General features: G+C 71.9%; 20 protein-coding genes. 16 read left to right on the top strand and 4 right to left on the bottom strand.

The features are described 5' to 3' along the window. Positions 1-37 precede the first annotated feature (37 nt). From AB0B96_RS36890 to plsX, 4 genes are all read left to right on the top strand, one after another. On the top strand, positions 38-256 hold the full coding sequence (locus AB0B96_RS36890) for a hypothetical protein (RefSeq protein ID WP_362906413.1): 219 nt from the start codon (positions 38-40) through the stop codon (positions 254-256). Next, positions 253-1,713 carry a phytoene desaturase family protein gene (crtI, locus tag AB0B96_RS36885; RefSeq protein ID WP_362906411.1) on the top strand — a complete coding sequence of 487 codons (1,461 nt, stop codon included), beginning with the start codon at positions 253-255 and terminating at the stop codon, positions 1,711-1,713. Before AB0B96_RS36890 ends, crtI (AB0B96_RS36885) begins: the two co-directional genes overlap by 4 nt. After that, a complete protein-coding gene (locus AB0B96_RS36880; RefSeq protein WP_362906409.1) occupies positions 1,710-2,609 on the top strand; it encodes a phytoene/squalene synthase family protein in 900 nt (299 codons plus the stop codon). The genes crtI (AB0B96_RS36885) and AB0B96_RS36880 overlap by 4 nt, the downstream gene beginning before the upstream one ends. Before the next feature lie 184 nt (positions 2,610-2,793). Beyond that, a complete protein-coding gene (plsX, locus tag AB0B96_RS36875; protein WP_350946365.1) occupies positions 2,794-3,765 on the top strand; it encodes a phosphate acyltransferase PlsX in 972 nt (323 codons plus the stop codon). Positions 3,766-3,942: 177 nt separating this feature from the next. On the opposite strand, the gene AB0B96_RS36870 is transcribed toward plsX, so the two are convergent. Then, positions 3,943-4,587 (bottom strand): spheroidene monooxygenase, encoded by a 645-nt coding sequence (locus tag AB0B96_RS36870; protein WP_362906406.1) that lies wholly within the window; start codon positions 4,585-4,587, stop codon positions 3,943-3,945. 40 nt (positions 4,588-4,627) lie between these two features. On the opposite strand from AB0B96_RS36870, the gene AB0B96_RS36865 reads away from it, so the two are divergent. Beyond that, on the top strand, positions 4,628-5,224 hold the full coding sequence (locus AB0B96_RS36865) for a glycerol-3-phosphate acyltransferase (RefSeq protein ID WP_362906404.1): 597 nt from the start codon (positions 4,628-4,630) through the stop codon (positions 5,222-5,224). On the opposite strand, the gene AB0B96_RS36860 is transcribed toward AB0B96_RS36865, so the two are convergent. Genes AB0B96_RS36860 through AB0B96_RS36850 form a run of 3 tightly spaced genes read right to left on the bottom strand, consistent with a single transcriptional unit; the run spans position 5,175 to position 8,863 of the window. After that, positions 5,175-6,521 (bottom strand): glycosyltransferase family 2 protein, encoded by a 1,347-nt coding sequence (locus tag AB0B96_RS36860; protein ID WP_362906402.1) that lies wholly within the window; start codon positions 6,519-6,521, stop codon positions 5,175-5,177. The two genes, AB0B96_RS36865 and AB0B96_RS36860, sit on opposite strands and share 50 nt — an antisense overlap. Further along, entirely contained in the window at positions 6,518-7,984 is a 1,467-nt protein-coding gene (crtI, locus tag AB0B96_RS36855) for a phytoene desaturase family protein (RefSeq protein WP_362906400.1), read from the bottom strand. Before crtI (AB0B96_RS36855) ends, AB0B96_RS36860 begins: the two co-directional genes overlap by 4 nt. Positions 7,985-8,038: 54 nt before the next feature. Further along, positions 8,039-8,863 carry a carotenoid biosynthesis protein gene (locus tag AB0B96_RS36850; protein WP_362906398.1) on the bottom strand — a complete coding sequence of 275 codons (825 nt, stop codon included), beginning with the start codon at positions 8,861-8,863 and terminating at the stop codon, positions 8,039-8,041. A gap of 399 nt (positions 8,864-9,262) precedes the next feature. Here AB0B96_RS36850 and AB0B96_RS36845 point away from each other — a divergent pair, with 399 nt between their 5' ends. The 11 genes from AB0B96_RS36845 (at position 9,263) to AB0B96_RS36795 (ending at position 23,663) form a co-directional block, all read left to right on the top strand. Further along, complete coding sequence (locus tag AB0B96_RS36845) at positions 9,263-10,837, top strand: AMP-binding protein (RefSeq protein WP_362906396.1); 1,575 nt, start codon at positions 9,263-9,265, stop codon at positions 10,835-10,837. Between the two features lie 71 nt (positions 10,838-10,908). Further along, positions 10,909-12,477, top strand: a complete 1,569-nt coding sequence (locus AB0B96_RS36840) for an NAD(P)-binding domain-containing protein (protein WP_362906394.1) — start codon at positions 10,909-10,911, stop codon at positions 12,475-12,477. Then, entirely contained in the window at positions 12,474-13,742 is a 1,269-nt protein-coding gene (locus tag AB0B96_RS36835) for an alpha-hydroxy acid oxidase (protein ID WP_362906391.1), read from the top strand. Before AB0B96_RS36840 ends, AB0B96_RS36835 begins: the two co-directional genes overlap by 4 nt. Then, entirely contained in the window at positions 13,733-15,292 is a 1,560-nt protein-coding gene (locus AB0B96_RS36830) for a cytochrome P450 (RefSeq protein WP_362906389.1), read from the top strand. The genes AB0B96_RS36835 and AB0B96_RS36830 overlap by 10 nt, the downstream gene beginning before the upstream one ends. Positions 15,293-15,320: 28 nt before the next feature. Then, complete coding sequence (locus AB0B96_RS36825) at positions 15,321-16,661, top strand: cation:proton antiporter (RefSeq protein ID WP_362906387.1); 1,341 nt, start codon at positions 15,321-15,323, stop codon at positions 16,659-16,661. A gap of 151 nt (positions 16,662-16,812) precedes the next feature. Then, positions 16,813-17,502 (top strand): response regulator transcription factor, encoded by a 690-nt coding sequence (locus tag AB0B96_RS36820; RefSeq protein WP_350946354.1) that lies wholly within the window; start codon positions 16,813-16,815, stop codon positions 17,500-17,502. Next, positions 17,499-18,770, top strand: coding sequence for a HAMP domain-containing sensor histidine kinase (locus AB0B96_RS36815; protein WP_362906384.1), 1,272 nt, complete (start codon positions 17,499-17,501; stop codon positions 18,768-18,770). The genes AB0B96_RS36820 and AB0B96_RS36815 overlap by 4 nt, the downstream gene beginning before the upstream one ends. A 20-nt stretch (positions 18,771-18,790) precedes the next feature. Then, the gene (locus tag AB0B96_RS36810) at positions 18,791-19,528 is read left to right on the top strand and encodes a sulfite exporter TauE/SafE family protein (protein WP_362906382.1); all 738 of its coding nucleotides are present in this window, start codon (positions 18,791-18,793) and stop codon (positions 19,526-19,528) included. Between the two features lie 152 nt (positions 19,529-19,680). Then, entirely contained in the window at positions 19,681-20,028 is a 348-nt protein-coding gene (locus AB0B96_RS36805) for a bifunctional 3-phenylpropionate/cinnamic acid dioxygenase ferredoxin subunit (RefSeq protein WP_362906380.1), read from the top strand. A 136-nt stretch (positions 20,029-20,164) separates the two neighbouring features. Beyond that, complete coding sequence (locus AB0B96_RS36800; protein WP_350946350.1) at positions 20,165-21,316, top strand: aromatic ring-hydroxylating dioxygenase subunit alpha; 1,152 nt, start codon at positions 20,165-20,167, stop codon at positions 21,314-21,316. 40 nt (positions 21,317-21,356) lie between these two features. Then, the gene (locus tag AB0B96_RS36795; RefSeq protein ID WP_362906377.1) at positions 21,357-23,663 is read left to right on the top strand and encodes an FdhF/YdeP family oxidoreductase; all 2,307 of its coding nucleotides are present in this window, start codon (positions 21,357-21,359) and stop codon (positions 23,661-23,663) included. Positions 23,664-23,698: the final 35 nt, after the last annotated feature.

Raw genomic sequence — 23,698 nt, 5'->3', positions numbered from 1 at the left:
TTGCGAAGTCCTCTGTGGACGAGAAGGAGTGATGCCCATGGCCGCCGTCACGCGTGGGACCGACCGGTCCCGTGAGCGGATGGACCACCATCCGGGACGGAAGGCGACCCCGCCCGCCCGCACCCAGGCCGACGCGCCGCCGCAGGTCACCGGCGGGAGAGTGACGGATCCGGCCGTACGGGCGGCCGACGTACTCGTCGCGGGTGTGGACGGGCCGGCCGGTGAGGGAGACCCGGTGACGAGGAGGGGCGCGTGAGCCCGGTCGTGGTGATCGGCGCCGGTCTCGGAGGTCTCGCCGCCGCGGTCCGGCTCGCCGCCGCCGGACGGGACGTCACGATCGTGGAGGCGAACGAGGTGCCGGGCGGCTGCTGCGGTACGGCCACCCTCGGCGAGTACCGCTTCGACACCGGCCCCTCGGTGCTGACCATGCCGGAGGTCCTGGCCGACGTCTTCGCCGCCGCCGGACAGGACATGGAGAGCATGCTTCCGCTGCGGCGCCTGGACCCGTACTACCGGCTGCGCTACCACGACGGCTCCCACCTGGACGTGGTGGCCGGGGAGGAGGCGATGACCGAGCGGGTGCGCGCGCTGAGCGGCGCCGCGGAGGCCGCGAGATACCGGCGTTTCCGCGCCAGGCTCGGCGAACTCTTCGACATCGAGTGGCCCGCGTTCATCGACCGCGACATGACGAGGCTGCGCGACCTCGCCCAGCCCCGCGTCCTGGCGCGCCTCGCGGCCCTGGGCGGCTTTCGCAGCATGGACGCCCTCGTCAGGAGCCACCTCACCGACCACCGGCTGATCAAGGCGCACACCTTCCAGGCCCTGTACGTGGGCCTGCCGCCCCGCCAGGCGCTCGGGATCTACGCGGTCATCGCCCACATGGACACCGTCGGGGGCGTCTTCTTCCCGCGCGACGGCGGGATGCACGCCATCCCGGTCGCCCTGGCGGCGCTCGCCGAGAAGACGGGCGCGCGCATCCGGTACGGTGTCCGCGCCGTGAAGGTCGAGGCCGGATCCTCCGGAGTCTCCGGGGTGAGGCTCGACACCGGGGAGCGCCTCGCGGCCGGCAACGTCGTGGTCGCCTGCGACCTGTCCCGTGCCCACACCGGGCTGCTCCCGAAGGGCGCGGGCGACTGGCGGCTCCGCCGGCCCCGGTACTCGCCCTCCTGCCTGGTCATGCACTTCGGCCTGGACCGCCGCCTGGCCGGGCAGGCGCACCACACCCTGCACTTCGGCAGACAGTGGGAGGCCACCTTCGACGCGCTGCGCGCCGGGAGGCCACAGCCCGACCCGAACCTGCTGGTCACCTACCCCGAGTCCGACACCGGCGCCGCGCCGTCGGGCCACGCCACCCTCACCGTGCTGGAACCGACCGCGAACCTGCGCGGCGGCGCCGACTGGGAGCGGCTCACCCCGAAACTGGAGGACCGGCTGTTCGGCAGGCTCGCCGACCTCGGTTACGGCGATCTGTCCGCCGCGCCGAGGCTCACCATCGACCCGCCCGCCTGGGCGCGGCTCGGCCACTCGGCGGGCACCCCGTTCGCGCTGGACCACCGCTTCGCGCAGACGGCCTGGTTCCGGCCGGCGGGGGCGGCCAGACGCGTCCCGGGACTGCACTTCGCCGGGATGTACACCGCGCCGGGGGTCGGGGTGCCACCGGTGCTGATCTCCGGCCGGCTCGCCGCGGAACGCGTACTGGAGACCCCCCGATGACCCTGACCGCCAGTTACGAACTCTGCCGCAGGCTCAACGCCCGGCACGGCCGCTCCTACTACCTGGCGACCCTGCTGCTGCCCGGCTGGAAACGCCCGCACGTGCACGCCCTGTACGGTTTCGCGCGCTACGCCGACGAGATCGTGGACTCCTTCACGATGACCGGCGACCGGGCGCGGGCGCTCGACGACCTGTCCGCCCGGCTCACCGCGGCTCTGGCGGGCGAGGCCACCGGCGATCCGGTGCTTCCCGCGTTCGCACAGACCGTGCGCTCCTTCGGCATCGACCACCGCGACATCGAGGCGTTCCTGAGCTCGATGCGGGCCGATCTGACCGTCGCCCGCTACCCGACCTACGACGACCTGCTCGGCTACATGGAGGGCTCGGCCGCGGTGATCGGCACCATGATGCTGCCCGTTCTCGAACCGCTGCCCGGCATGGAGGAGAAGGCCCGCGAACCGGCTCGCCAGCTGGGGCTGGCCTTCCAGCTGACCAACTTCCTGCGTGACGTCGCCGAGGACCTGGAACGCGGCCGGGTCTATCTTCCGATGGAGGACCTGGACAGGTTCGGGGTGAAGGTCGCCGATCTGGAGGGCGGCGTCACCACCCCCGAACTGCGCGAGCTGCTCGCCTTCCAGACTCAGCGGACCAGGGACCACTACGCGCGGGCCGAGGAGGGGTTCGCCATGCTGACCCCCTCCTCCCGGCCGTGCATCCGAGCGGCCTTCGAGCTGTACGGAGGCATCCTCGACCGGATCGAGGCCGCCCGCTACGACGTCCTCGGCGCGAGGATCGTCGTACCCCGGCGACGACGACTGTCGATCTTCGCGCGGCACCTGCTCGCGGCGTCCGCGGCCGACCGCGCCGAACGCCGCGTGATCGTCGAGATTCCTTGAACCGGCCGGTCGGACGTGTCGCGAGTCTTCCGGTCGTGAGGTCGTTCGATGAGAGGCCGCCGAGGGGAGTGGGTGCGGGTGCGGGGCCGCCGGTCACGAGGGCGTCCGGTGAGAGGCCGTTCGGCGCCGTCCTCTCTCTCGCCGCCGCTGTTGTCGCTGTCGCTGTTGTCGTTGGGAGAGTGTGATGTCAGAGCCTGTGGTCGTTGACGCGATGGGCGGGGACCACGGACCGGTCGAGACGGTCGCCGGGGCGGTGGCCGCCCATCGCGAGCTGGGGGTCCCCGTGCTGCTGGTGGGCAGGGCGGGGGCCATCCGTGCCGAGCTCGACCGGCACGGCGCCGTCTCCGAGATCGGCGTGGTGCACGCAGAGGACGTCGTCCCGATGACCGAACGGGGCGCGGGAGCGGTCTCCTCCACCACGACGAGCCTCACGGTCGGCTGCGATCTCGTACGGCGAGGAGCGGCATCGGCCTTCGTGTCGGCAGGGTCCACGGGCGCGGTCGTCTCATGTGCCATCCGTGGCATCGGCCGTGCCCCGGGCGTCCTGCGGCCGGCCCTGGCGATCGCGCTGCCCTCGGTCACCGGCGGCGCCACCGTGCTGATCGACGCGGGAGCCACCTCCGACCCCACCCCGGAGATGATCGCCCAGTTCGCGCTGCTCGGGGTCTCCTACGCGCAACTCGTGCTCGGCGTCGCCGACCCGTCGGTGGGACTGCTGTCGATCGGCTCGGAGCCCGGCAAGGGCAACCGGCTGACCCGCAGGGCCGGTGAGCTGCTTCCCGCACTGCCGTTCCGCTTCCACGGCAACGTGGAGGGCCACGACGTGCTCGCGGGCACCGTCGACGTGATCGCCACCGACGGCTTCACCGGCAATGTGGTGCTCAAGAACGTCGAGGGTTCGGTACGGGCCGCGCTGACGCTGGTGGCGCGCTCGGGGATCGCCGGGGCCGAGGAACTGAAGACGGTGGCCGACCGCTACGACCCCGAGACCCACGGCGGGGCGGCGCTGCTCGGGCTGAGCGGCACCGTCGTCGTCGCGCACGGCTCCTCGCGGGCGGCGACGATCGCGCGTGCCTGCGCGGTGGCCCACGACCTCGCCGAGGGCGGGGTCGTCACCCGCTTCGGCGACCATCTCACCGCGGGCCCCGCTCGGTGAACAGGGGCGGGCGGCCGGGTGCTCCCGAGTTCCCGGACGCGGTGCGGGCGTCTCACCATGGTGTCCACCTGTTGAGCGAGGGTGCTCCCGTGCTCGCGGTGCGCGCGTCTCACGGTGATGTCCGCGTGTCGGGCGGGGGCGGGACCCCGGCCCCGGGGCAGGAGGGAGCGGGGTGGGTCAGGCCAGGGGGTCGGCGCCGTCCCAGGTGCCTTCGCTGGCGTAGGGGGAGAACCGGGCGAACAGCTCCTCGGAGTACCAGTTCTCCTCACGTGTCCTGCCGATCACACGTCGGTGCGCGGCCCCCTTGTGGGCGAAGTCCCGCACCGCCGCGGCGTCGCGCCACAGCGAGAACGTGCCCTGCCTGGCCAGCGGCCACTCGCCGACGCCGACCGAGGCGAGGCAGCCGTCCTGCTCCGCCAGCAGGCGGTCCACCTCGGGAACCGAGCGGTAGAACGCCGTCAGCCGGGAGGGCCGGATCGACGCGCGGGTCAGCACGGCGAGGGGACCGCCGGGGTCGATCCCTGGCGTGCTCGGGGGAAGCGGGCCGAACGGCTCCACCCCGTTCCAGCTGCCACGTGAGGCGACGGGAGCGAGCCGCACCTGCCAGGACTCCCGCGCCTCGCGCCGCCAGCGCGTCACCACCGGAGACTCGTCCAGGAAGCGGTCCAGGGCCCGCTCGTCGCGCCACACCGCGAGCAGGGCCCAGCGGCGCAGGTCCGCCCCGATGCCTGTCGACGCTCCGCGCCCCGAGCCGAGCAGCCGCCAGAACACCAGCCCCGGCGTTCTTCTCAGCACCGGGCGGTCGAACGCCATGTAGCGCATAGCCCTAAGATCCGCATATTTCGTGAGATGGAAGGAAGCGATGGTTCCTCTGCTCGTCTCGGTCATCGGCGGCTACCTTCTCGGGTCCGTACCGGTCGCCGTGCTGGTCGCCCGCGCGTACGGGTTCGACCCCCGGGAGGTCGGCGACCGCAACCCCGGCTTCTGGAACGTCAGGGAGCGGCTCGGCTGGCGGGCCGCCGTACCGGTCTTCGCGGGCGACATGCTCAAGGGCACGCTCGCGGGCCTGCTCGCCCTGTTGGTCAGTGGCACGCATATCGCCTGGCCCGGCGGGGTGAACGGCGACAGCACGGTGCCGGTGTATCTCGCGGTGGCCGCGGCCATGGCCGGGCACGCCTGGCCGGTCTTCGCCGGGTTCAGGGGCGGCCGCTCGATCCTCACCTTCGCGGGCGGCTTCGCGGTCATCTGCCCGCCGGGTTTCCTGCTCGGCGTGGCCGCCCTGATCGTGGTCGCCCTGGTGACGCGGTCGTTCGCGATCGGGGCGCGCGTCGGTGTCTTCGGCCTCCCGCTGCTGCAACTGCTCTTCGCGCCGGTCGGGTACGTGGCCGGGACGGGACTGCTCATGTGCCTCATCGGGCTGCGCTTCGGTCAGGCGGCGCGGAGCTCCCGCCCTTCGTGACCCGGCCCGGCCACGTGGCCGTCGGCCCTGGCCGGGAACGCGTGTCCGTCGTGACCCGCTCGGGCGGCATGGTCGTCACGTCAGGTCCGGGACGTTCGCCCGTCGTGGCCCGCTCCGGCGGCGTACCCGTCGTGACCTGGCCGAGGCGGGAGACCGTCGTGGTCGCCGGGTAGGTACGGCCCCGCCAGCTGCGCACCGGGCGCAGCGTGGCCTGCGTCAGCCGCAGGGCCGCCAGCGGGTCGAGCAGCGGGGAGATCAGCACGCCCGGACCCGGCCGCGTGTAGCTGCCGCGCAGCGCACCGGCGAGCAGCGACCGTACGGTCAGCAGGGCCAGGTCGAGCCGGGTGGGACGGCCGGTCACCAGCCGAAGCACGGGCAGCGCAGTGGTGAGCCAGACCACGGCCAGGTCGGCGGCCTGCCAGCCGGGCGCGGTGACGTCGCGCAGCGACAGCGACCGCCCCCACTCCCGCCACACCTCGCCGGCCGAATCGTGCATGTCGACCTCCAGCAGCCCTCCGGCGTCCAGGAATCCCACGGACCATCCGTCCGCCGCGAGGGTCCTGGCCAGTGCCACGTCGTCGGCCATGTGCCCGCGTACCCGCGCGAATCCCCTGGCGTCCAGCATCGCCGTGCGGCGGAAGGCCGTGCACTGGCCGTTGGCCACCGTGCGGTGCGGGGCAGGGGGAGCCGAAGGACCGATCGGGCCGAAGCGGTAGACGAGCGTCGCGAGGAACGACGCGTGCAGCGCCTGCTCGGCCACTCCCTCGCACACGAACCTGGGTCCCGCGCTCACCAGGTCGTACTCTCCCAGGGCCGCGGTGAGCGCGCCGACGAGCCCCGGCGCGGGTCTGGCGTCGGCGTCCAGGGTCACCACGACGTCGCCTCCGGCGGCCTCGACCCCCTGCTTCAGCGCCCACTGCTTGCCCACCCAGCCCTCGGGCAGCGGCGCTCCCGCGATGACCTTCGCGCCGAGTTCGGCCGCGAGGCACGCGGTGCCGTCGCGTGACTCGTCGTCGACGACGACGATCTCCGCGACGTCCGGATCGGCGAGCAGCGCCGACAGGCACGGGCCGATGCGGGCCTCCTCGTCGCGGGCGGGGATCACCACCGAGACGCGCGGCGGCGCCGTCCGGGCGGGAGCCTGCGCGGGCAGACGGTCTCGTGCCGCCTGAGTGGGAGTCGGCGCGGGCAGGCGATCTCGCGTGACGGTGAGCGGGGGCAGGCGGTTTCGCCCCCTGGCCAGCCGTACCGCCACGACGAGCGCGGCGGCGGCCTGCAGAGCGGTGAGGACTCTCATCGTCGGGCCTCCACGCCGGGATGTCCGGGAGAGGCGGAGGGGAAGTCCTCCCGTACGAGCGAGGCGACGATGCGGGCGCCCATCGCGACCAGCGGCAGCCCGCCGCCGGGATGCGCCGAGCCGCCCACCAGGTACAGGCCGCGCCGGGGACCTCGGTTGCCCGGGCGGCGGAAGGGCGCGAGCCTGCCCGAGTAGGCGCCGCCGTAGATCGAGCCGCCCCACGAGCCGTACCGGTCGCGCAGGTCGGCGGGGGTGAACAGGTCCACGAAACGCAGCCGTCCCGACAGGTCGTGGCCCCTGCTCGCCAGGCGTTCGAGCACCAGGTCCCGGTACGCCTCGGGGGACATCGGCCACCGGCCGGGGTCGCGGGCGGGGACGTTGACCAGCATGACCCAGTTCTCCGTGCCCGGCGGGGCCTGCGAGGGGTCGTCCACGACCGAGCAGCCGATGTAGACGGTCGGGTCCTCCGGTGGCCTGCGCCGCCGGAAGATGTCACCGAACTCCCGCTCGTAGTCGCCGGAGAAGACGATCGAGTGGTGGCCGAGCCCTTCTGTCCTGCCCTCCACCCCGGCCAGCAACAGGAACGCCGAGGAGGAGGTGCCGAGCGCGGCGATGCGCCGCAGCCGCCGCCGGTCGGGCAGCAGTTGTCCGTACAGCGCGGCGGCGTCGGTGTTGGCGACCACGATGTCGGCGCGCTCACGCTCACCCGAGGCGAGCCGCACCCCCGTGACCCGTTCGCCGTCGGTGAGCACCCGGGTCACCTCCGCGCCCAGGACGACCTCCACCCCGGCCTTCTCCAGCAGCGGGACCAGGGCGTCGGCGATGCGGGGCAGCCCTCCGGGGACGTACCAGCCGCCCTCGCCGTGCTCGATCGCCGGGACGCACCCGAGTGCGGCCGGGGCACGGTACGGGTCGGAGCCCGCGTAGGTCGCGTAACGGCCGACGTACTGGCGCAGGCGCGGGTCGGTGAAGAAACGACGGGCCAGGCCGTCGAGGGTCCGGCCGGGTGCCACCGCGAGCAGGTCGGACAGGCGGGCCTCGGTAGGCGGTTGGGTGAGCGGTCCGGTGAAGAAGGTGCGACGCGAGGCGTCGAAGCAGCCTCGCGCCCAGTCGTGGAAGGCGAGCCAGGCGCGGCCCTCGCCGGGCGCGAGCCGGTCGACCTCGGCGGCCATCCGCGCCGGGTCGCGGTACGCCGCCAGCGTCGAGCCGTCGGCGAAGCGGTAGCGGCACAGCTCGTCGAGCTCCACCAGGTCGAGCTCCAGTCCGAGGTCGGTGAAGACGCCGGGCAGGGTGAGCAGGGAGGGGCCGATGGAGAAGGTGAAGCCGTCCCTGGTGTGCTCGGCGAGCTTGCCGCCCAGCCGGGGGAGCCGCTCGTACAGGCGCACCCGATGCCCCTGTTCGGCCAGTAGCAGCGCGGAGACCATGCCGCCGACGCCGCCGCCTATCACCGTTGTCTCAGGCATTCGTGCCCCCTTCCGGCGAGTCCGATGAATCCGATGGGTTCGATGGGGGCGGTGTCATGCCCGGCCCGCCTCGGAATCAGGCCGTCCGCGGCGTCCGCGCCTCCAGGCGAGCAGGGTGAACAGGCCCATCGAGAGGCCACCGGCCGTGGCCACCAGCGGGTCCGTCGGGTCGAAGACGAACGCGAAGCCGATGGTCTCCATGACCGCCATCACCGTGTAGACCGACACCAGCCCGGCGTTCCACGTCGCCGGTTCGGTGAGTACGCCCTCCAGCAGGGCCATGACCAGCAGGGAGACGACGAACCAGCCCACGAAGTTGCTGATGGGGACGTCCCGGTAGGGACCGGGGTCGTGCCAGACCCACAGGTCCAGCCGCATCATCTGCGGGTCCAGGAACAGGTCCCAGGCGGTGAGGGCGAGCGCCCCCGTGACGATCCGCGCGGCCCTGCTCCCCGGCGCGATGGCGGCGGCCACGGCGTGGGCCGCGAGCCCCATGCCACCCCACGCCACCGCCACGATCACCGGCACCCCGCCGAGCGCGGGCTGGAGAACGTCGGTGTAGTGGTAGGCGCCGAACGGCACGCCCGTCCTGATCCCGATCCACTCGGCGGCGTACCCGGTCGCGACCACGGCCGCGAACGCCGCGAAGACCCTGACGGGGGAGTGGGTCGCGCAGGCGAAGGCGAGCGCGCTCGCCGCGAGCAGCAGGACGACGACGCTGGTCAGCAGGATCGGCCGGGTCTGCAGTCCCGTGGCGACCTGCGCGACGACCATCGCGCTCAGCAGCGCCGTGCCGATCGCGCTCGCCGCGCCTGCCCGCGCTCTCACCGGCGAAGGCCGCTCCCGCACCGCGTCGTGCCCGGATCGTCCGCTGCTCATCTGATGGCTGTGCCCCATGGACGGTCATTCGATCGGTCGGGCGCGGTCAGATTCACTTTGAGGTCACGATTCCTACCGGGTTTCCGTGACGCCGGGTTTCCGTGACGCCGGATTTCCGGGGCCCGCCCGGGGCACCCTCGCCGGAGACCGGAGACCGGAGACCGGAGACCGGAGACCGGCGGGCGAAGGCTCTGATGATTCTCTGATCTGCGCTGTCTAGCTTCGTGATGGGCGGCATGCCGACCGTACGACGGCATGCCGCCTCAGGGGGCGGAAAGCCACCGCAGGGACCCGCGAGGGTCCGGGAAACGCCCCCGGAAGAACCCCGGCGAAGATCCCGGAGAGATCCGGAATCGCGAAGACGCCGCGGTGACCCGCGTGAGACCAGAGGAGCCGAGCATGAGTGTTCCCGCCGAGCCGCCGTTCCCGTACCCCCTTCTCGAAGCGCTGCGGAACTCGCCCGGCGCCCCGGCCTTCGAGCAGGGGGACAGGATCGTCTCGCGAGGTGAGCTACTGGAGATCATCCGGCGGCTGGCGGGGGCGATGCTCGATGCCGGGCTGGGGCCAGGCAAGGCCGTCGCCGTCAGCACGGGCGTCACCCCCGAGGCGTTCGCCGCCCACATCGCCGCCTACACCCTGGGCTGCCGGGTGGTGGGAGTCCGGCCCGGTTACCCGGCGGCCCAGCTCGCCCATGTGCTCGGGATGGGAGTCGACGCCCTCCTCGTCGACCGGTCCACCGTGACGCCGGATCTGCCCGGGGCCGCGGGCTCCATCACGTTGCTCTCGCTCGGGCCGTGCCCCGCGCCGGGCGGGCGCTCTCCCCTTGCGGCGATCGACCTGCTCGCCGACACCGGCGCCGACGAGAAGCGGCCCCTCGTCGCCGCGGCGCGTCCGGACGACGTGGCCGCCCTGAGCTTCACCAGCGGCAGCACCGGCCGCCCCAAAGGCTGCGCGATCACCTACCGTGCGCTCGGCGAGCACTGGTCGTGGCAGCCCCGCGTGTGGTCCCCGCTCACGAACGAGCTCGCGGGAGCCTTCGAGCGCTACCTGCTGTTCGGCACCATTTCCAGCATGGTGGTCCTGGACTTCCTGGGGCTGTGCCTGCTGGGCGGGGGCACCGCGGTGATCCCCGAGGACGACGGCAAGCCCCTGTTCCCGTACGCGATCGAACGCCACCGGATCACCGGCTCCATCATCACCGTGCCCCGGCTGTACCAGATGCTCGACCTGCTCAGGGACGAGCCGGTCGACGTCGGCTCCCTGAGCGCGCTGATGGTGGCCGGATCACCGATCGGCCCCGGGCGGCTGGCGGAGGCGCTGGACCGGCTCGGGCCCGTGGTCTACCAGGGGTACGGGCAGACCGAGGTGGGCCTGATCTCGGTGCTCACTCCCGCTGACGTCGCCGCGTTCCCTGCCCACGCCCTGCCCTCGGTCGGCCGGCCGTACTCGGGTGTCGAGATCAGCGTGCGCGACGAGGAAGACCGCGAGGTGGCCGCAGGGCGCACCGGTGAGATCTACGTGCGCACCCCGTACCTGATGTCGGGTTACTGGGAGGATCCGAAGGAGACCGAAGACACCCTGCGGGACGGCTGGGTGCGCACCCGGGACCTCGGCAACCTGGACGAGAGAGGTTTCCTGCACCTCGTCGGTCGTACCCGCGACGTGATCCTGGTCAACGCGATGGTGGTGTACGCGGGGCCCATCGAGCGGGTGCTGGCCGGCCACCCCGACGTCGCCGAGGCGTACGTGGCCGGGGCCCCGGACGAGGTGACGGGAGAGGCGGTCCACGCGTTCATCGTGCCTGCCGAGGGCCGGGTCCCCGACTGCGACGCGCTGGCCGCGCTGGTGGGCGACGAACTCGGCGAGAACAGCGTCCCCTGGACGATCACGACGCTGTCCTCCGTCCCGGTCGCCGCGAGCGGCAAGCCCGACAAGCGCGCGCTGCTGGACCTGCTCGACCGGCGGGCTCTCTGATCCTTCTCTGAGAATTGCCCGCCAACACTGAGTGCGTCCGTTCGACCAGATCGCTGTGACGGAGGTTGTACGTGCCGGACAATGCCCTGGACTACGTGGTGATCGGTGCAGGACCCGCGGGGCTGCAGCTGGGATACCTTCTCGCCAAGGCGGGACGGAACTATCTGATCCTGGAGGCGGGCCCCACGCCGGGCACGTTCTTCCAGACCTTCCCGCGCCACCGCCAGCTCATCTCGATCAACAAGAAGTACACCGGTTCCGACGATCCAGAGCTCAACCTCCGGATGGACTGGAACTCGCTGCTGTCGGACGACCCCGGCCTGCTGTTCACCCGCTACAGCGACCGCTACTTCCCGCACGCCGACGACATGGTCCGCTATCTCGCCGACTTCGCCGCCGCCTGCGACCTGCGCGTCACCTACGACGCCCGCGTCACCCAGGTCACCCGCGCCTCCGGCAACGGCCACTTCCTGGTGACCGACGAGCGCGGCCGGACCTACGAGGCCAGACGGCTGGTCGTCGCGACCGGGGTCAGCCGGTCCAACATCCCGCCGATACCGGGCATCGAGACGGCCGAACCCTACGGCACCGTCTCCACCGACCCGTCCGAATACATAAACCAGCGGGTGCTCGTCATCGGCAAGGGCAACTCGGCGTTCGAGACGGCCGACAGCCTGGTCGAGACGGCCGCGGTGATCCACGTCTCCGGGCCGAACTCCGTCCGGATGGCGTGGCGCACCCATTTCGTCGGGAACCTGCGCGCGGTCAACAACAACTTCCTCGACACCTACCAGCTCAAGTCCCAGAACGCGCTGCTGGACGGTGACGTCAAGCGGATCGAGCGCCAGGCCGACGGCTCGTACCTGGTGACGGTGAGTTTCGTCCGCGCCGACGAGGTCACCAAGGACATCCCGTACGACAGGGTCATCGTCTGCACCGGCTTCCGGATCGACGCCTCGATCTTCTCCGACGAGTGCCGCCCGGACCTGATGATCAACGACAGGTTTCCCGCGCTCACCCCCGCCTACGAGTCGGTCAACGTGCCCGACCTCTACTTCGCGGGGACCCTGACGCAGTCCCGCGACTTCAAGCGCGGCACCAGCGGGTTCATCCACGGCTTCCGGTACGGTACCCGGGCGCTGCACCGCGTCCTGGAGAACAGGTACCACGATGCCCCGTGGCCCGGCCGTGAGCTCCCGGCCGAGCCGGAGGCGCTCGCGGAGGCCGTGCTCGAACGGGTCAACCGCAGTTCGGCGCTGTGGCAGCAGTTCGGGCTGCTGGGCGACGTCATCGTCCTCGACGGCCAGGGCGGGGCGCGTTATCTGGAGGAGTTGCCGGTCGACCTGGAGGGTCCGCCGATCGGCGACGGCGGCCACTTCACGATCACCTTGGAGTACGGGCCCGAGCACGACAAGGTCGACCCTTTCGACATCGCGGTGGGCCGGATCCGGCAGAACGACGCCGAACGCGCCGCCGAGGGCCACTATCTGCACCCGGTCGTGCGCCACCACAGGGCCGGCGCGCCGCCCGCCGTCCACCACGTCACCGAGAACCTGGAGAACGAGTGGACCTCCCGGGAGGTCCATGTCGAACCGCTCCGCGCGTTCTTCGCCCGCCAGACCGCCTCGGTACCGGCGTGACGAACGTGAGGACGCCGGACGTGGTCCCGCACCTGATGCACCTGATGGGCGTGGGGAGGACGGACGTGGCGGGTGATCCCTTCCCGCACGTGCCGGACGTGGTCCCCGCGGCGGACGCGAGGACGCCGGACGCGGCGGATGAGCGCCTCCCGCACCTGGCGGACACGAGCACACCGGCCACTGTGACCCCGACGCCCCCGACAACTCGGCTGGCCTCGGCGGACCTGTGGACCCCGCGCGAGTTCGAGGCCGCGGCCCGTGCGCGCCTCGCCCCCGAGCACTACGACTACTTCGCGGGCGGCGCGGGGGACGAGGTCACCGTACGGGCGAACGAGGCCGCGTTCGACAGGCTCTCCCTGGTGCCTCGGGTGCTGCGCGGCGCGGGGAGGCCCGGGACCGACGTCACCCTGCCCGGCGGCCGGGCGGCGATGCCCGTGCTGGTGGCGCCGACCGCGTTCCACCGGCTCGCCGACCCCGAGGGTGAGCGGGCCACCGCGCGGGCGGCGGCCCGCGCCGGGACGATCATGATCGTGAGCATGGCCTCCACCGTCGCCGTCGGAGAGGTGGCCGCGGCGGCGCCTGAGGCCACCCTGTGGTTCCAGCTCTACGTCCAGCCGGACATGGCCTTCACCGAGACGCTCGTGCGGCGCGCCGAGGCGGCCGGGTGCCGGGCGCTGGTCGTCACGGTGGACTCACCGGCCCGTGGCCTGCGGGACCGGGAGCGGCAGCACGGCTTCCACGACCTGCCGGAGGGGATGGCCTGCGAGAACCTGCGCGACGGCGGGCGGGTACGGCCGATCGTCATGTCGCCGGAGATCTCCTGGGAGCACATCGACCGGCTCAGGCAGATGACGGCGCTCCCGATCGTCCTCAAAGGGGTCGCGCACCCCGCCGACGCGCGCCTCGCGCTCGACCACGGGGTCTCGGGGCTGATGGTGTCCAACCACGGCGGCCGCCAGCTCGACACGGTCCCGGCCGCCGTCGACCTGCTGCCCGAGATCGTGGCCGCCGTCGGCGGGGCCGTCCCGGTGCTGATGGACGGAGGCGTACGGCGCGGCACCGACGTGCTGAAGGCGATGGCGCTGGGCGCCGGCGCGGTCGCGGTCGGCCGTCCGGTGATCTGGGGTCTGGCCGCGGACGGCGAGCGCGGCGTGACCCGCGTGCTCGACCTGCTCCGCTCGGAGGTCGAGCACGCGCTCACCCTGTGCGGCTGTGCGTCGGTCCACGACCTCGATCCGGGCATGGTGCGACGGTCATGCCGGTGACCGCGCCGGTCAGGGCGGCGGTGATCGCGGCCGGTGCCGTCGCCGTGCTGAGCCTGCCCCGATGGCTCCCGGCCAAGGTGGTGGCGTTGCGGACGCGGGTCTTCGCCCGGATCAACGGGGAGGAGGGGATCACCGTCCCCGGAGACCTGGTCGGCGTCGAGAGGTTCAGGGAGATCTACTCCCACCCGGCCGCGAACGGCCGCAGCAGGGGAGCCGCGCTGTCGGACCTGTTCTGGTACTGGCTCTCGCCCGGCGCCGAGCTGCACCAGGAACACCTCGAGGAGGGAGAGCGCTACGACGCGGTCGCCCGTGCCACGCGCGGCTTCCTCTCCGTGCCGCGCGTGGCGGCCGAGGAGCTCACCCGACGCTGCGTCGCCCGGACGCTGCGGGACGCGGGTGGACTGGTCCGGCTGCGCGACCTGATGATGCCGGTCTGGGCGGAGTTCTACTACGAACTCGTCTTCGGTGAGCCGTGCCCGCCGACGGCGCGCGACCTGATCGTGGCCAACGCGGACGACGTCGTCACCGCGCTCAAGTGCTGCGGGCTGCGGCACATGGACCGGCGCGACCGGCTGACCCGGTATCTCACCGGCCTGCTGCCCCGGGTGCGAGACCGGCTCCCCGCGGGGCTGTCGGCCAGGGAGCAGGCCCTCTATCTGCAGGGGACCTTCTTCAACACCGCGGTCGTCCAGATGTCGGAGGCGACGGCCCACCTGCTGATGGTCCTCGCCCAGCACCCGGAGATTCAGGCCGAGGTGCTCGCGGGCGACGATCGCCACCTCGACCGCGTCATCTCCGAGACGCTGCGGCGCTACCCGCTCTTCGGCGTCGCCCACCGTGTCACCACCGGCGACATCTCCCTCGACGAGCGCACGACGATCCCGACCGGCTCGGTACTGTGCTTCGACTATCCCGCCTTCCACCGCGAGGGCTTCTCCGATCCCGATCGTTTCGACCCCGGCCGTTTCGCCACGGACCGCTCGCACGCGAACTACTCGCACCTGGACCGCTCAGGCCAGGCCCCTCCGGAACCGGACCGCCCGAGCCGAGGCGTTCAGCCGGACCGCTCGGGGCGGGGCGACCGGCCGGGCCACTCGGACGGGAGCGGCCCCGCCCCGGACCGCCCGGCCCCCGGCTGTCCCGTCTCGGGCCGTGCTCGCCCGGACCGGCCCGCGGTCCGGGAGCTCAACCACATCCCGTTCGGCATCGCCGCGAACCGTCCCTGCCCCGCCTGGCGGCTGGCGCCGATCACCATGCGGGTCGCGGTGCGGGAGGTCCTGCGCGCGTACGCCCTCGACACCTCCGCCTCCCACACCCGCTCGATGCCCAACCGGGGACCGTGCCTGCTCGTTCCGAGGGGCGCCCGAAGGGGGGCGGCCCATCGGGCGACGCTGGTGTTCGTGCGGTTCCGCGACCGCTGGGAGGACGTCTGGCGCAGCCTGGTGCAACTCGTCCTCGGCACCTACATGGTCTGGGACGCGCGCGAGCAACGGCTGTGTGAGCGCCACTTCGCGGAGGCCGACCGCCTGGCCGCCGCAGAGAGCAGATGATCACCCGGACCACGAGCGGAGAAACGGTATGCCCACCCTGGCACAGGTCGCCGCCGGTGACCCGAACCTCGAACTGATCCTCAAGGTCCTGCCCGCGCTGGTCGTCATCCTGCTGGCCGCGGCGATATGCGGCCGGCTGGCGCTCATGATGATGCAGCCGCGCGTCCTCGGCGAGATGGTCGCCGGTGTCCTCCTCGGCCCGACGCTGTTCGGCCAGCTGTTTCCCGAGGCGCAGGCGGCCGTGTTCCCCGCCGAGGTCAGGCCGGTCCTGTACGTGTTGAGCACCATCGGGCTGACGCTGTACATGTTCCTGGTGGGGGCCGGGCTCGGGCACGGCGCGGAGGAGCCCGGTCAGGGCCGCCGGGCGGCGACGCTGGCGCTCGCCGGCATCGTCCCCGCCCTGATTCTCGGCTCCTGCGTCGGCCTGCTCCTGTGGGAGATGCTCTCGCGCCCCGACGTCAGCCGGTGGGAGTTCGCCCTGTTCGTCGGGGGAGCGCTCTCGCTGACCGCGTTCCCCATGCTGGCCAGGATCCTGTACGAGCGAGGGCTGGAGAACTCCCCCCTCGGAAGGCTCACCCTGGTGGCGGCCTCCATCGACGACGCCCTCGCCTGGTGCATCCTCGCCGTGCTGTCGGCGATGCACCTCAACGCGGGGACCGGCGACGCGGTGCGCACCATCGCCCTGGCGGCGCTGTTCGCGGTGGTGATGCTGAAGGTGGTCGCGCCGCTGCTGCGGCCCCTGGGCGAGGGCGTCGCGCGGACCGGAAGGATCGGCCCCGGCGCGATGTACGTCGTCGTCATCGTCCCTCTCACCGCGGGCTGGCTCACCGACTGGATCGGGGTCTACGCGGTCTTCGGCGGTTTCATCGCCGGGCTGGCGATGCCCCGCGACCCGGCGTTCCGCCAGGCGCTGCACGGCCGCATGATGGACGTCGTCTCGACGCTGCTGCTGCCGGTCTTCTTCGCCTTCTCCGGGCTGAACACCCATCTCGACGGCATCGCCGGCGGTCCCATGCTCCTGGCGTTCGCCGCGATCCTCGCCGCGGGTTTCTGCGGGAAGTACTTCGGCTGCTCATTGTCGATGAGGGCACTGGGATTCGGTTGGCGCGAGTCCTACGCGGTGGGGGCGCTCATGAACGCGCGAGGGCTGATGATCCTCATTTTCATCAACATCGGCCTGGCACAGGGCATGATCACCGAGGAGCTCTTCGCCATTCTCGTGCTGGTGGCCATCGTCACCACCGCGGGAGCCATGCCGCTGTACAAACTGGCACTGCCGGAGCGCCACGAACGCGCCCACGGATCCGTGCCCGCCGACCGGGATCCGCGCTCCTCGGAGGAACAGGTCGAGAAATCTCTTTCCTCGTGACCGTCCGAATAGCTCAGATGCGTTGAATGCCCCAAATGCATGATAAATATCGCTTTGTGATCATCTGAACACGCTGCGGACATTGTCATGTAAGTTTCAACAATTTCGGGAAAACTGGTAATTCAGCGGGAGGAATGTCTACGGTTGCTTCGTGGCTGCGACATCGGCGATATCCAGCCCGTCCGCTGGCCGGTTGCTCCTCGTCGAGGACGACCGCGAGCTCGGGTCCATGCTGTTCGGATTGTTCACCGAGCAGGGATACAGGGTCGACCTGGCCTTGGAGGGACAGCGTGGCCTGCACCTGGGCCTGAGCCGCCCCTACGACGTGATGGTCGTCGACCGGGGCCTGCCGGCGGTCGACGGCATCGAGTTGCTGACCCGGCTGCGACGGCGGGCCGTCACCGTGCCGGTGCTCGTGCTGAGCGCCTTCGGCACGGTCGCCGACCGGGTCACCGGGCTCGACGCGGGCGCCGAGGACTACCTGGTCAAACCGTTCGAGATCGAGGAGCTGCTGGCGAGGGTGCGGGCGCTGCATCGCAGGAACCTCGACCACGCCAGGCTGCTGCCGCTCGGCGCGGGCTGGCTGGACCCCGAGTCCCACGTCGTGGAGCTGCCGACCGGTGGGCAGGTGACGCTGTCGGGGCAGGAGTGCCGGCTGCTGTGCGCGCTGGCGACCCGGCCGCGGCAGGTGCACACGCGCGCCTCGCTGCGCCATCGCGTCTTCGACGGCGCCCGGACGGAGTCGATCGTGGACACTTACGTCTACTATCTGCGCGCCAAGCTGGGGGCGGACGTCGTACGCACCGTGCGAGGTGTGGGATACCGCCTGGGCGGGCTGTGAGAAGGCGTCCGCCCCACGAGCCGGAGCGCCACCTGCTGGCCCGGGCCCGCCGCCGGATCACCGCGCAGGTGGCGGGCGCGATCTCCGTGATGCTGGTGCTCGTCGGATGGCTGGCGTACTGCGTCATCGTGAGCGACCAGGAGGACTCCGCGCGGCGTGACCTCACCGTCGCGGCCCAGCGCGCCCCCCTGTCGCAGCCCCCGCCCTGCGTCTGGCTGTTCGAACTGCGGGACGGCGCCGTGCTGAGCTCTCCCGGCGCACCGACGGTGCTGCCGGTGCGCACCGCGCTGCACCGGGTCGCGGCCGGAGGCGAGCCCCAGGTCGCCCAGGTCGAGCTCGCCGGGCAGTCCTATCTCATCCGCACCCAGCGGCGTGGTGACGTGACGGTCCAGGCGGCGATGGACCTTCGCTACCAGGCCGCCGAGCGGCGCCGGTTGCTGCGCACACTCGCCGTCGCCGAGCTCACCGGCCTGCTGGCCGCGTTGATGATCGGTCAGGTCGTCGCCCGAAGGGCTATCGCGCCGCTGGGCGAGGCCCTGGCCCGCCAGCGCCAATTTGCCGCGGACGTCAGCCACGAGCTGCGTACCCCGCTCACCCGCCTGCACATCCGCGCTCAGATCGTCGCCCGCGGGTTGCGGCGGGAGACCGACCCGCTCCTCGCCGCGGCCGAGGTCGACCAGCTGGTGAACGGCACCCGGCAGCTGGGCGACGTGGTCGAGGACCTGCTGCTGACGGCCCAGTTCGGGCAGCTGCGCAAGCCTTTCGGTCCGGTCGACCTCGCCGCGCTGGCCGAGGAGCTCGTCCTGGCCGAGACGGCCCGTGCCCAGGCGCGCGGCGTGACGATCGAGGTACGGTGCCAGGGGCCGGGCGGCCACGTCGTGCGCGGGGCGCAGTCCGCACTGCGCAGGGTGATCTCCGCGCTCCTGGACAACGCGCTCACCCACACCCGGGCGGGCGGCCACATCTGGGTGGTCCTCTCCGGCGACCCGGAGACGGTCCGGCTCGACGTCCGCGACGACGGCGCGGGCCTCGACCCCCGCGACGCCGAACGTCTCTTCACCCGGTTCGTCGGCGGGTCCCGCAGCGGGGGCCTGGGTCTCGGCCTCGCCCTCGTCCGCGAGGTGGTGGACGGCCACGGCGGGACCGTCACCGCGGACGGGCACCCGGGAGCCGGGGCGGTGTTCACCGTCCTGCTCCCCGCGGACCCCGTACCGACCGACAAGGAGGTGGGGCTGGGGGGCCCGGGAACGTCGCGCGTGGGCGTGTGATTGGCTGTGACCCCGTGGACATGGCCGAGATGCTGGGACTGTTGGGCGCCGGGACGCTGGCCGGGGTGGTCGGCACGGTGGTGAGCCTGGCGTCGATCGTCTCCTACCCGGCGCTGCTCGCGTTCGGCCTGCCGCCGCTGGCCGCGAACGTCACGAACACGGTGGCGCTCACCTTCCACGGCGTGGGTGCGGCGCTCGGTTCGAGACCCGAGCTCGCCGGGCAGGGCGGCAGGGTCCTGCGGCTCGGCGTGATGACCCTGATCGGCGGGGCGGTGGGGTCGGCGCTGCTGCTGATGACCCCTTCCGACACGTTCGAGGCGATCGCACCGTGGCTGATCGCGGTCGCCTCGCTGCTGCTGGTCCGCCCGCCCAGAGCGGAGGGAGGCTTCGGGGACGAGAACGGATGGACGGCGCGCGCCGCGCTCTTCGCCGTCGCGGTCTACATCGGCTACTTCGGTGCCGCGGGCGGGATCCTCATGTTCGCGGTGCTCTCGGCCGTGCTCGACCAGGCGCCGGTCAGGGTCAACGCGATCAAGTCCGTCGTGTCCTCGCTGGCGAACGCGGTGGCCACGATCGGCTTCGCCCTCTTCGGCCCGGTGCAGTGGTCGGCGGTGGCGCCGCTCGCGCTGGGATTCTTCCTGGGCGGCCTGCTCGGGCCGCCGCTCGCCCGCCGCCTGCCCGGCCGCGCGCTCCGGCTCGGCACCGCCACCTGCGGCCTGATCGTCGCGATCAAACTCGGCCTCGACGCCTACGCGTGAGCCCTTCGTGTGACGGTGACGTGACGTGCCGGTCACCAGGGTGAACCCGGCCGCCGAAGCCCTGGGACGACCCTTGACATCGGGATTCCCTGAGGTCACGCTGTTGCGTATAGCGCTGCCTGTTCCGCCTTACGAAACCGGGGTTTGTTGCGATGATCCCTGCCTGTCCCCTCGCGGCTCTTCCACCGGGTGAGGCCCGCCGGCTCGACGTCGACCCGCCGATCGCCGTCTTCCACACCGAGGACGGCGAGATCTACGCCGTGGACGACACCTGCACCCACCAGGACGCCTCCCTGTCCGACGGGTGGCTGGAGGGCTGCGAGATCGAGTGCCCCCTGCACTCGTCGAGTTTCGACCTGCGGACGGGACGGCCGAACTCTCCTCCCGCCAAGCTGCCCCTGCGCACCCACCGGGTGGTGGTCGAGGACGACACCGTCTACGTCATCCCCTCCTCCGAGCCGCCGAACCTGCCGCCCGGCGTCCGCACGAGCACCGCGTAAAAGATCGCGCGAGAACGCGTAGGCCGGGGCGCCGCGTGAGAACGCGAGCACCGCGTAGGCGAGGGTGCCGCCCCGAGGGCCACGCAGAAAAAGCGAGCACCGTGAAGACGCGAGCACCGCGTGAAGAGGAGCGATCGTGACCGCGAGAAGCCTGCCCCCCAGCGTGATCGCCACCCTGCCGGGCGGCTACTACACCGACGAGAACATCTTCGCCGCAGAGCAGGCCCGCGTCTTCGAGACGATGTGGTTCTGCGTCGCCCGCGCGTCCGACCTCGGCAAACCCGGAGCCTTCAGGACCGTCCAGGTGGGCCGCGAGAGCGTCCTCGTCACCCGGGCCAGAGACGGCTCGATCCGGGCCTTCCTCAACGTGTGCCGCCACCGGGGCGCCCGGATACGCACCGAGGAGTCCGGCGAGGTCAAACGGTCCTTCCAGTGCCCGTACCACGCGTGGACCTACGACCTCGACGGCAAGCTGATCGCCGCGCCGAACCTCACCAGGATGCCCGACATCGACCGGGTGGAGTACGGACTGATCAACGTGCACGTGCGCGAGTGGATCGGGTACGTGTGGGTGTGCCTGGCCGACGAGCCGCCGTCGTTCGAGGCGGACGTGATCGCCGAGGCGACGCACCGGCTGGGCGACGAGAGATCCATCGAGAACTACGACATCGCCAACCTCCGGGTGGGCCGCAGGATCGTCTACGACGTGAAGGCGAACTGGAAGCTCATCGTCGAGAACTTCATGGAGTGCTACCACTGCGCCACCATCCACCCCGAGCTCACCGAGGTGCTGCCGGAGTTCGCCGACGGATACGCGGCGCAGTCCTTCGTCGGGCACGGCGCCGAGTTCGGCGAGGAGATCCGGGGGTTCACCGTCGACGGCTCCGAGGGCGTCGACCGCATCCCGGGGATCGGCGAGGACCAGGACCGCCGCTACTACGCGATCACCATCAAACCGCAGGTCTTCGTCAACCTCGTGCCCGACCACGTGATCCTGCACCGGATGTTCCCGCTGGCGGCCGACCGGACGATCGTGGAGTGCGACTGGCTCTTCGTGGGCGACGTCGTGGACTCGGGCAGGGACCTGGGCCCGTCCGTCGAGCTCTTCCACCGCGTCAACGTGCAGGACTTCGAGGCCTGCGAGAGGTGCCAGCCCGCGATGAACTCCCGGGCGTACGCTCAAGGCGGGGTCCTGGTGCCCAGCGAGCACCACATCGGGGCCTTCCACGACTGGGTGCTCGACAGGCTGGGGACCCGGCCCGGCCAAGGGCCGGGCGAGCGCCTATAGTGCGCTTTGACGGGATGACCGGCCGGAAGGAGGCGCGAGGATGGCCAAAAAGGCTCCGCGCGACGACGTCAACGAGGACGCCATCGAGGTCGGCCCGCCCAAGGAGTGGGCCGCCGGCATCCCCGGGGTGACCCGGTCACTGCGGGCCGCGAACGCCCAGATGGGCGTCGGCCGCACCCTGCGCACCCTCGCCGTGATCAATCAGAAGGACGGCTTCGACTGTCCCGGCTGCGCCTGGCCCGAGGGCGGGCACCGCAGCCCCGCCGAGTTCTGCGAGAACGGCGCCAAGGCGGTGGCCGAGGAGGCCACCGTCCGCAGGGTCACCCGCGACTTCTTCGCCAGGCACACCGTGGACGACCTGGCCAGGCACACCGACTACTGGCTCGGCCAGCAGGGACGGCTCACCGAGCCGATGCACCGCCCCGAGGGCTCCGACCACTACGTGCCGGTGACCTGGGACGACGCGTTCGCCATCATCGCCCGCGAGCTGCGTGCCCTCGACAACCCCGACGAGGCGCTCTTCTACACCTCGGGCCGCACCTCCAACGAGGCCGCGTTCGCCTACCAGCTCCTGGTGCGCAGGTTCGGCACCAACAACCTGCCCGACTGCTCCAACATGTGCCACGAGTCCAGCGGCTCGGCGCTCAACGAGACCCTCGGCATCGGCAAGGGCACGGTCTCGCTGGAGGACCTGCACCGGGCCGACCTCGTCTTCGTGGTCGGCCAGAACCCCGGCACCAACCACCCGCGCATGCTGTCGGCGCTGGAGCGGGCCAAGCGCGGCGGCGCCAGGATCATCGCGGTCAACCCGCTGCCCGAGGCCGGGCTGCTCCGCTTCAAGAACCCGCAGCGGGCCTCCGGGCTGGTGGGCAAGGGCACCACGCTGGCCGACCGGTTCCTGCAGATCCGCCTCAACGGCGACCTCGCGCTCTTCCAGGCGATGTCGCTGCTCCTGCTCGAAGCCGAGGACGCCGCCCCCGGCACCGTGGTCGACCGCGACTTCGTCGACACCCACACCCACGGCTTCGACAAGTGGGCCGAGGACCTGCGCTCCCTGGACTGGGCCGAGGTCGAGGAGGCGACCGGGCTGGACCGCCCGGCCGTCGAGGACGCCGTACGGGAGGTGCTCGGCGCGAAGTCGGTCATCGTCTGCTGGGCGATGGGGCTCACCCAGCACAAGAACTCCGTCGCCACCATCAGGGAGGTCGTCAACTTCCTGCTGCTGCGCGGCAACGTGGGCCGCCCGGGGGCCGGCGTGTGCCCGGTCCGGGGCCACTCCAACGTCCAGGGCGACCGCACCATGGGTATCAACGAGAAACCCCCGGCGTGGTTCCTCGACGCCCTGCGCGACGAGTTCGGCTTCGAGCCGCCCCGAGAGCACGGCTTCGACACCGTGGAGGCGATCCGAGCCCTGCGCTCCGAACAGGCGAAGGTCTTCGTCGCGATGGGCGGCAACTTCGTGGCCGCGACCCCCGACACGGCGGTGACCGAGGAGGCGATGCGCCGGGCCCGGCTCACCGTGCAGGTGTCGACCAAGCTCAACCGCTCCCACGCGGTGTGCGGGCGGGAGGCGCTCATCCTGCCCACCCTGGGACGCACCGAACGCGACGCCGCGCCCGACGGCGGCGCGGGCCGCTTCGTCACGGTCGAGGACTCCATGGGCCTCGTCCACGCCTCGCGGGGCAACCTGCCGCCCGCCTCCGGCGACCTGATCTCCGAGGTCGACATCGTCTGCCGCCTGGCGAAGGAACTGTTCGGCGCCGACCCGCAGGTGCCCTGGGACCGGTTCGCGGCCGACTACGACGTGATCCGCGACCACATCTCCCGGGTGATCCCCGGGTTCGAGGACTTCAACGCCCGCGCCCGCCTCCCGGACGGCTTCGTCCTGCCCAACGCGCCCCGCGACGAGCGCCGCTTCCCGACCGCGACGGGGAAGGCGAACTTCACCGTCAACCCCCTGGAGGTGCTGCGGGTCCCGCCGGGGCGGCTGCTGCTGCAGACGGTCCGCAGCCACGACCAGTACAACACCACGATCTACGGCATGGACGACCGCTACCGAGGCATCCGCAACGGCCGCCGGGTCGTCTTCGTGCACGCCGACGACCTCGCCGAGCGGGGCCTGGCCGACGGCGACATGGTTGACCTGGTCAGCGAGTGGCCCGACGGCGAACGCAGGGCCGAGGCCTTCCGCGCCGTCGCCTACCCCACCGCCCGAGGCTGCTGCGCCGCCTACTTCCCCGAGACCAACGTCCTGGTGCCCCTGGACTCGGTCGCGGAGACCTCCAACACCCCCACCTCCAAGAGCGTCGTCATCAGACTCCTCCGCCGAGAGGCGGACGGTGTCTGATGAGCGACCGGGGGATCGCCCGCGAACCGGGGGGT

The sequence above is a fragment of the Streptosporangium sp. NPDC049046 genome, from assembly GCF_040649155.1.
Lineage (GTDB): Bacteria > Actinomycetota > Actinomycetes > Streptosporangiales > Streptosporangiaceae > Streptosporangium.
The sequence above is the reverse complement of the archived record's forward strand: the minus strand, read 5'-3'. Positions and strand labels throughout refer to the sequence as shown.

What these genes read in the sequence shown, in the direction of transcription:
- AB0B96_RS36890 (WP_362906413.1), top strand. Translation starts at nt 38, where the DNA reads ATGGCCGCCGTCACGCGTGGGACCGACCGGTCCCGTGAGCGGATGGAC.
- AB0B96_RS36880 (WP_362906409.1), top strand. Translation starts at nt 1,710, where the DNA reads ATGACCCTGACCGCCAGTTACGAACTCTGCCGCAGGCTCAACGCCCGG.
- plsX (WP_350946365.1), top strand. Translation starts at nt 2,794, where the DNA reads ATGTCAGAGCCTGTGGTCGTTGACGCGATGGGCGGGGACCACGGACCG.
- AB0B96_RS36870 (WP_362906406.1), bottom strand. Translation starts at nt 4,587, where the DNA reads ATGCGCTACATGGCGTTCGACCGCCCGGTGCTGAGAAGAACGCCGGGG.
- AB0B96_RS36865 (WP_362906404.1), top strand. Translation starts at nt 4,628, where the DNA reads ATGGTTCCTCTGCTCGTCTCGGTCATCGGCGGCTACCTTCTCGGGTCC.
- AB0B96_RS36860 (WP_362906402.1), bottom strand. Translation starts at nt 6,521, where the DNA reads ATGAGAGTCCTCACCGCTCTGCAGGCCGCCGCCGCGCTCGTCGTGGCG.
- crtI (WP_362906400.1), bottom strand. Translation starts at nt 7,984, where the DNA reads ATGCCTGAGACAACGGTGATAGGCGGCGGCGTCGGCGGCATGGTCTCC.
- AB0B96_RS36850 (WP_362906398.1), bottom strand. Translation starts at nt 8,863, where the DNA reads ATGAGCAGCGGACGATCCGGGCACGACGCGGTGCGGGAGCGGCCTTCG.
- AB0B96_RS36845 (WP_362906396.1), top strand. Translation starts at nt 9,263, where the DNA reads ATGAGTGTTCCCGCCGAGCCGCCGTTCCCGTACCCCCTTCTCGAAGCG.
- AB0B96_RS36830 (WP_362906389.1), top strand. Translation starts at nt 13,733, where the DNA reads ATGCCGGTGACCGCGCCGGTCAGGGCGGCGGTGATCGCGGCCGGTGCC.
- AB0B96_RS36825 (WP_362906387.1), top strand. Translation starts at nt 15,321, where the DNA reads ATGCCCACCCTGGCACAGGTCGCCGCCGGTGACCCGAACCTCGAACTG.
- AB0B96_RS36810 (WP_362906382.1), top strand. Translation starts at nt 18,791, where the DNA reads ATGGCCGAGATGCTGGGACTGTTGGGCGCCGGGACGCTGGCCGGGGTG.
- AB0B96_RS36805 (WP_362906380.1), top strand. Translation starts at nt 19,681, where the DNA reads ATGATCCCTGCCTGTCCCCTCGCGGCTCTTCCACCGGGTGAGGCCCGC.
- AB0B96_RS36795 (WP_362906377.1), top strand. Translation starts at nt 21,357, where the DNA reads ATGGCCAAAAAGGCTCCGCGCGACGACGTCAACGAGGACGCCATCGAG.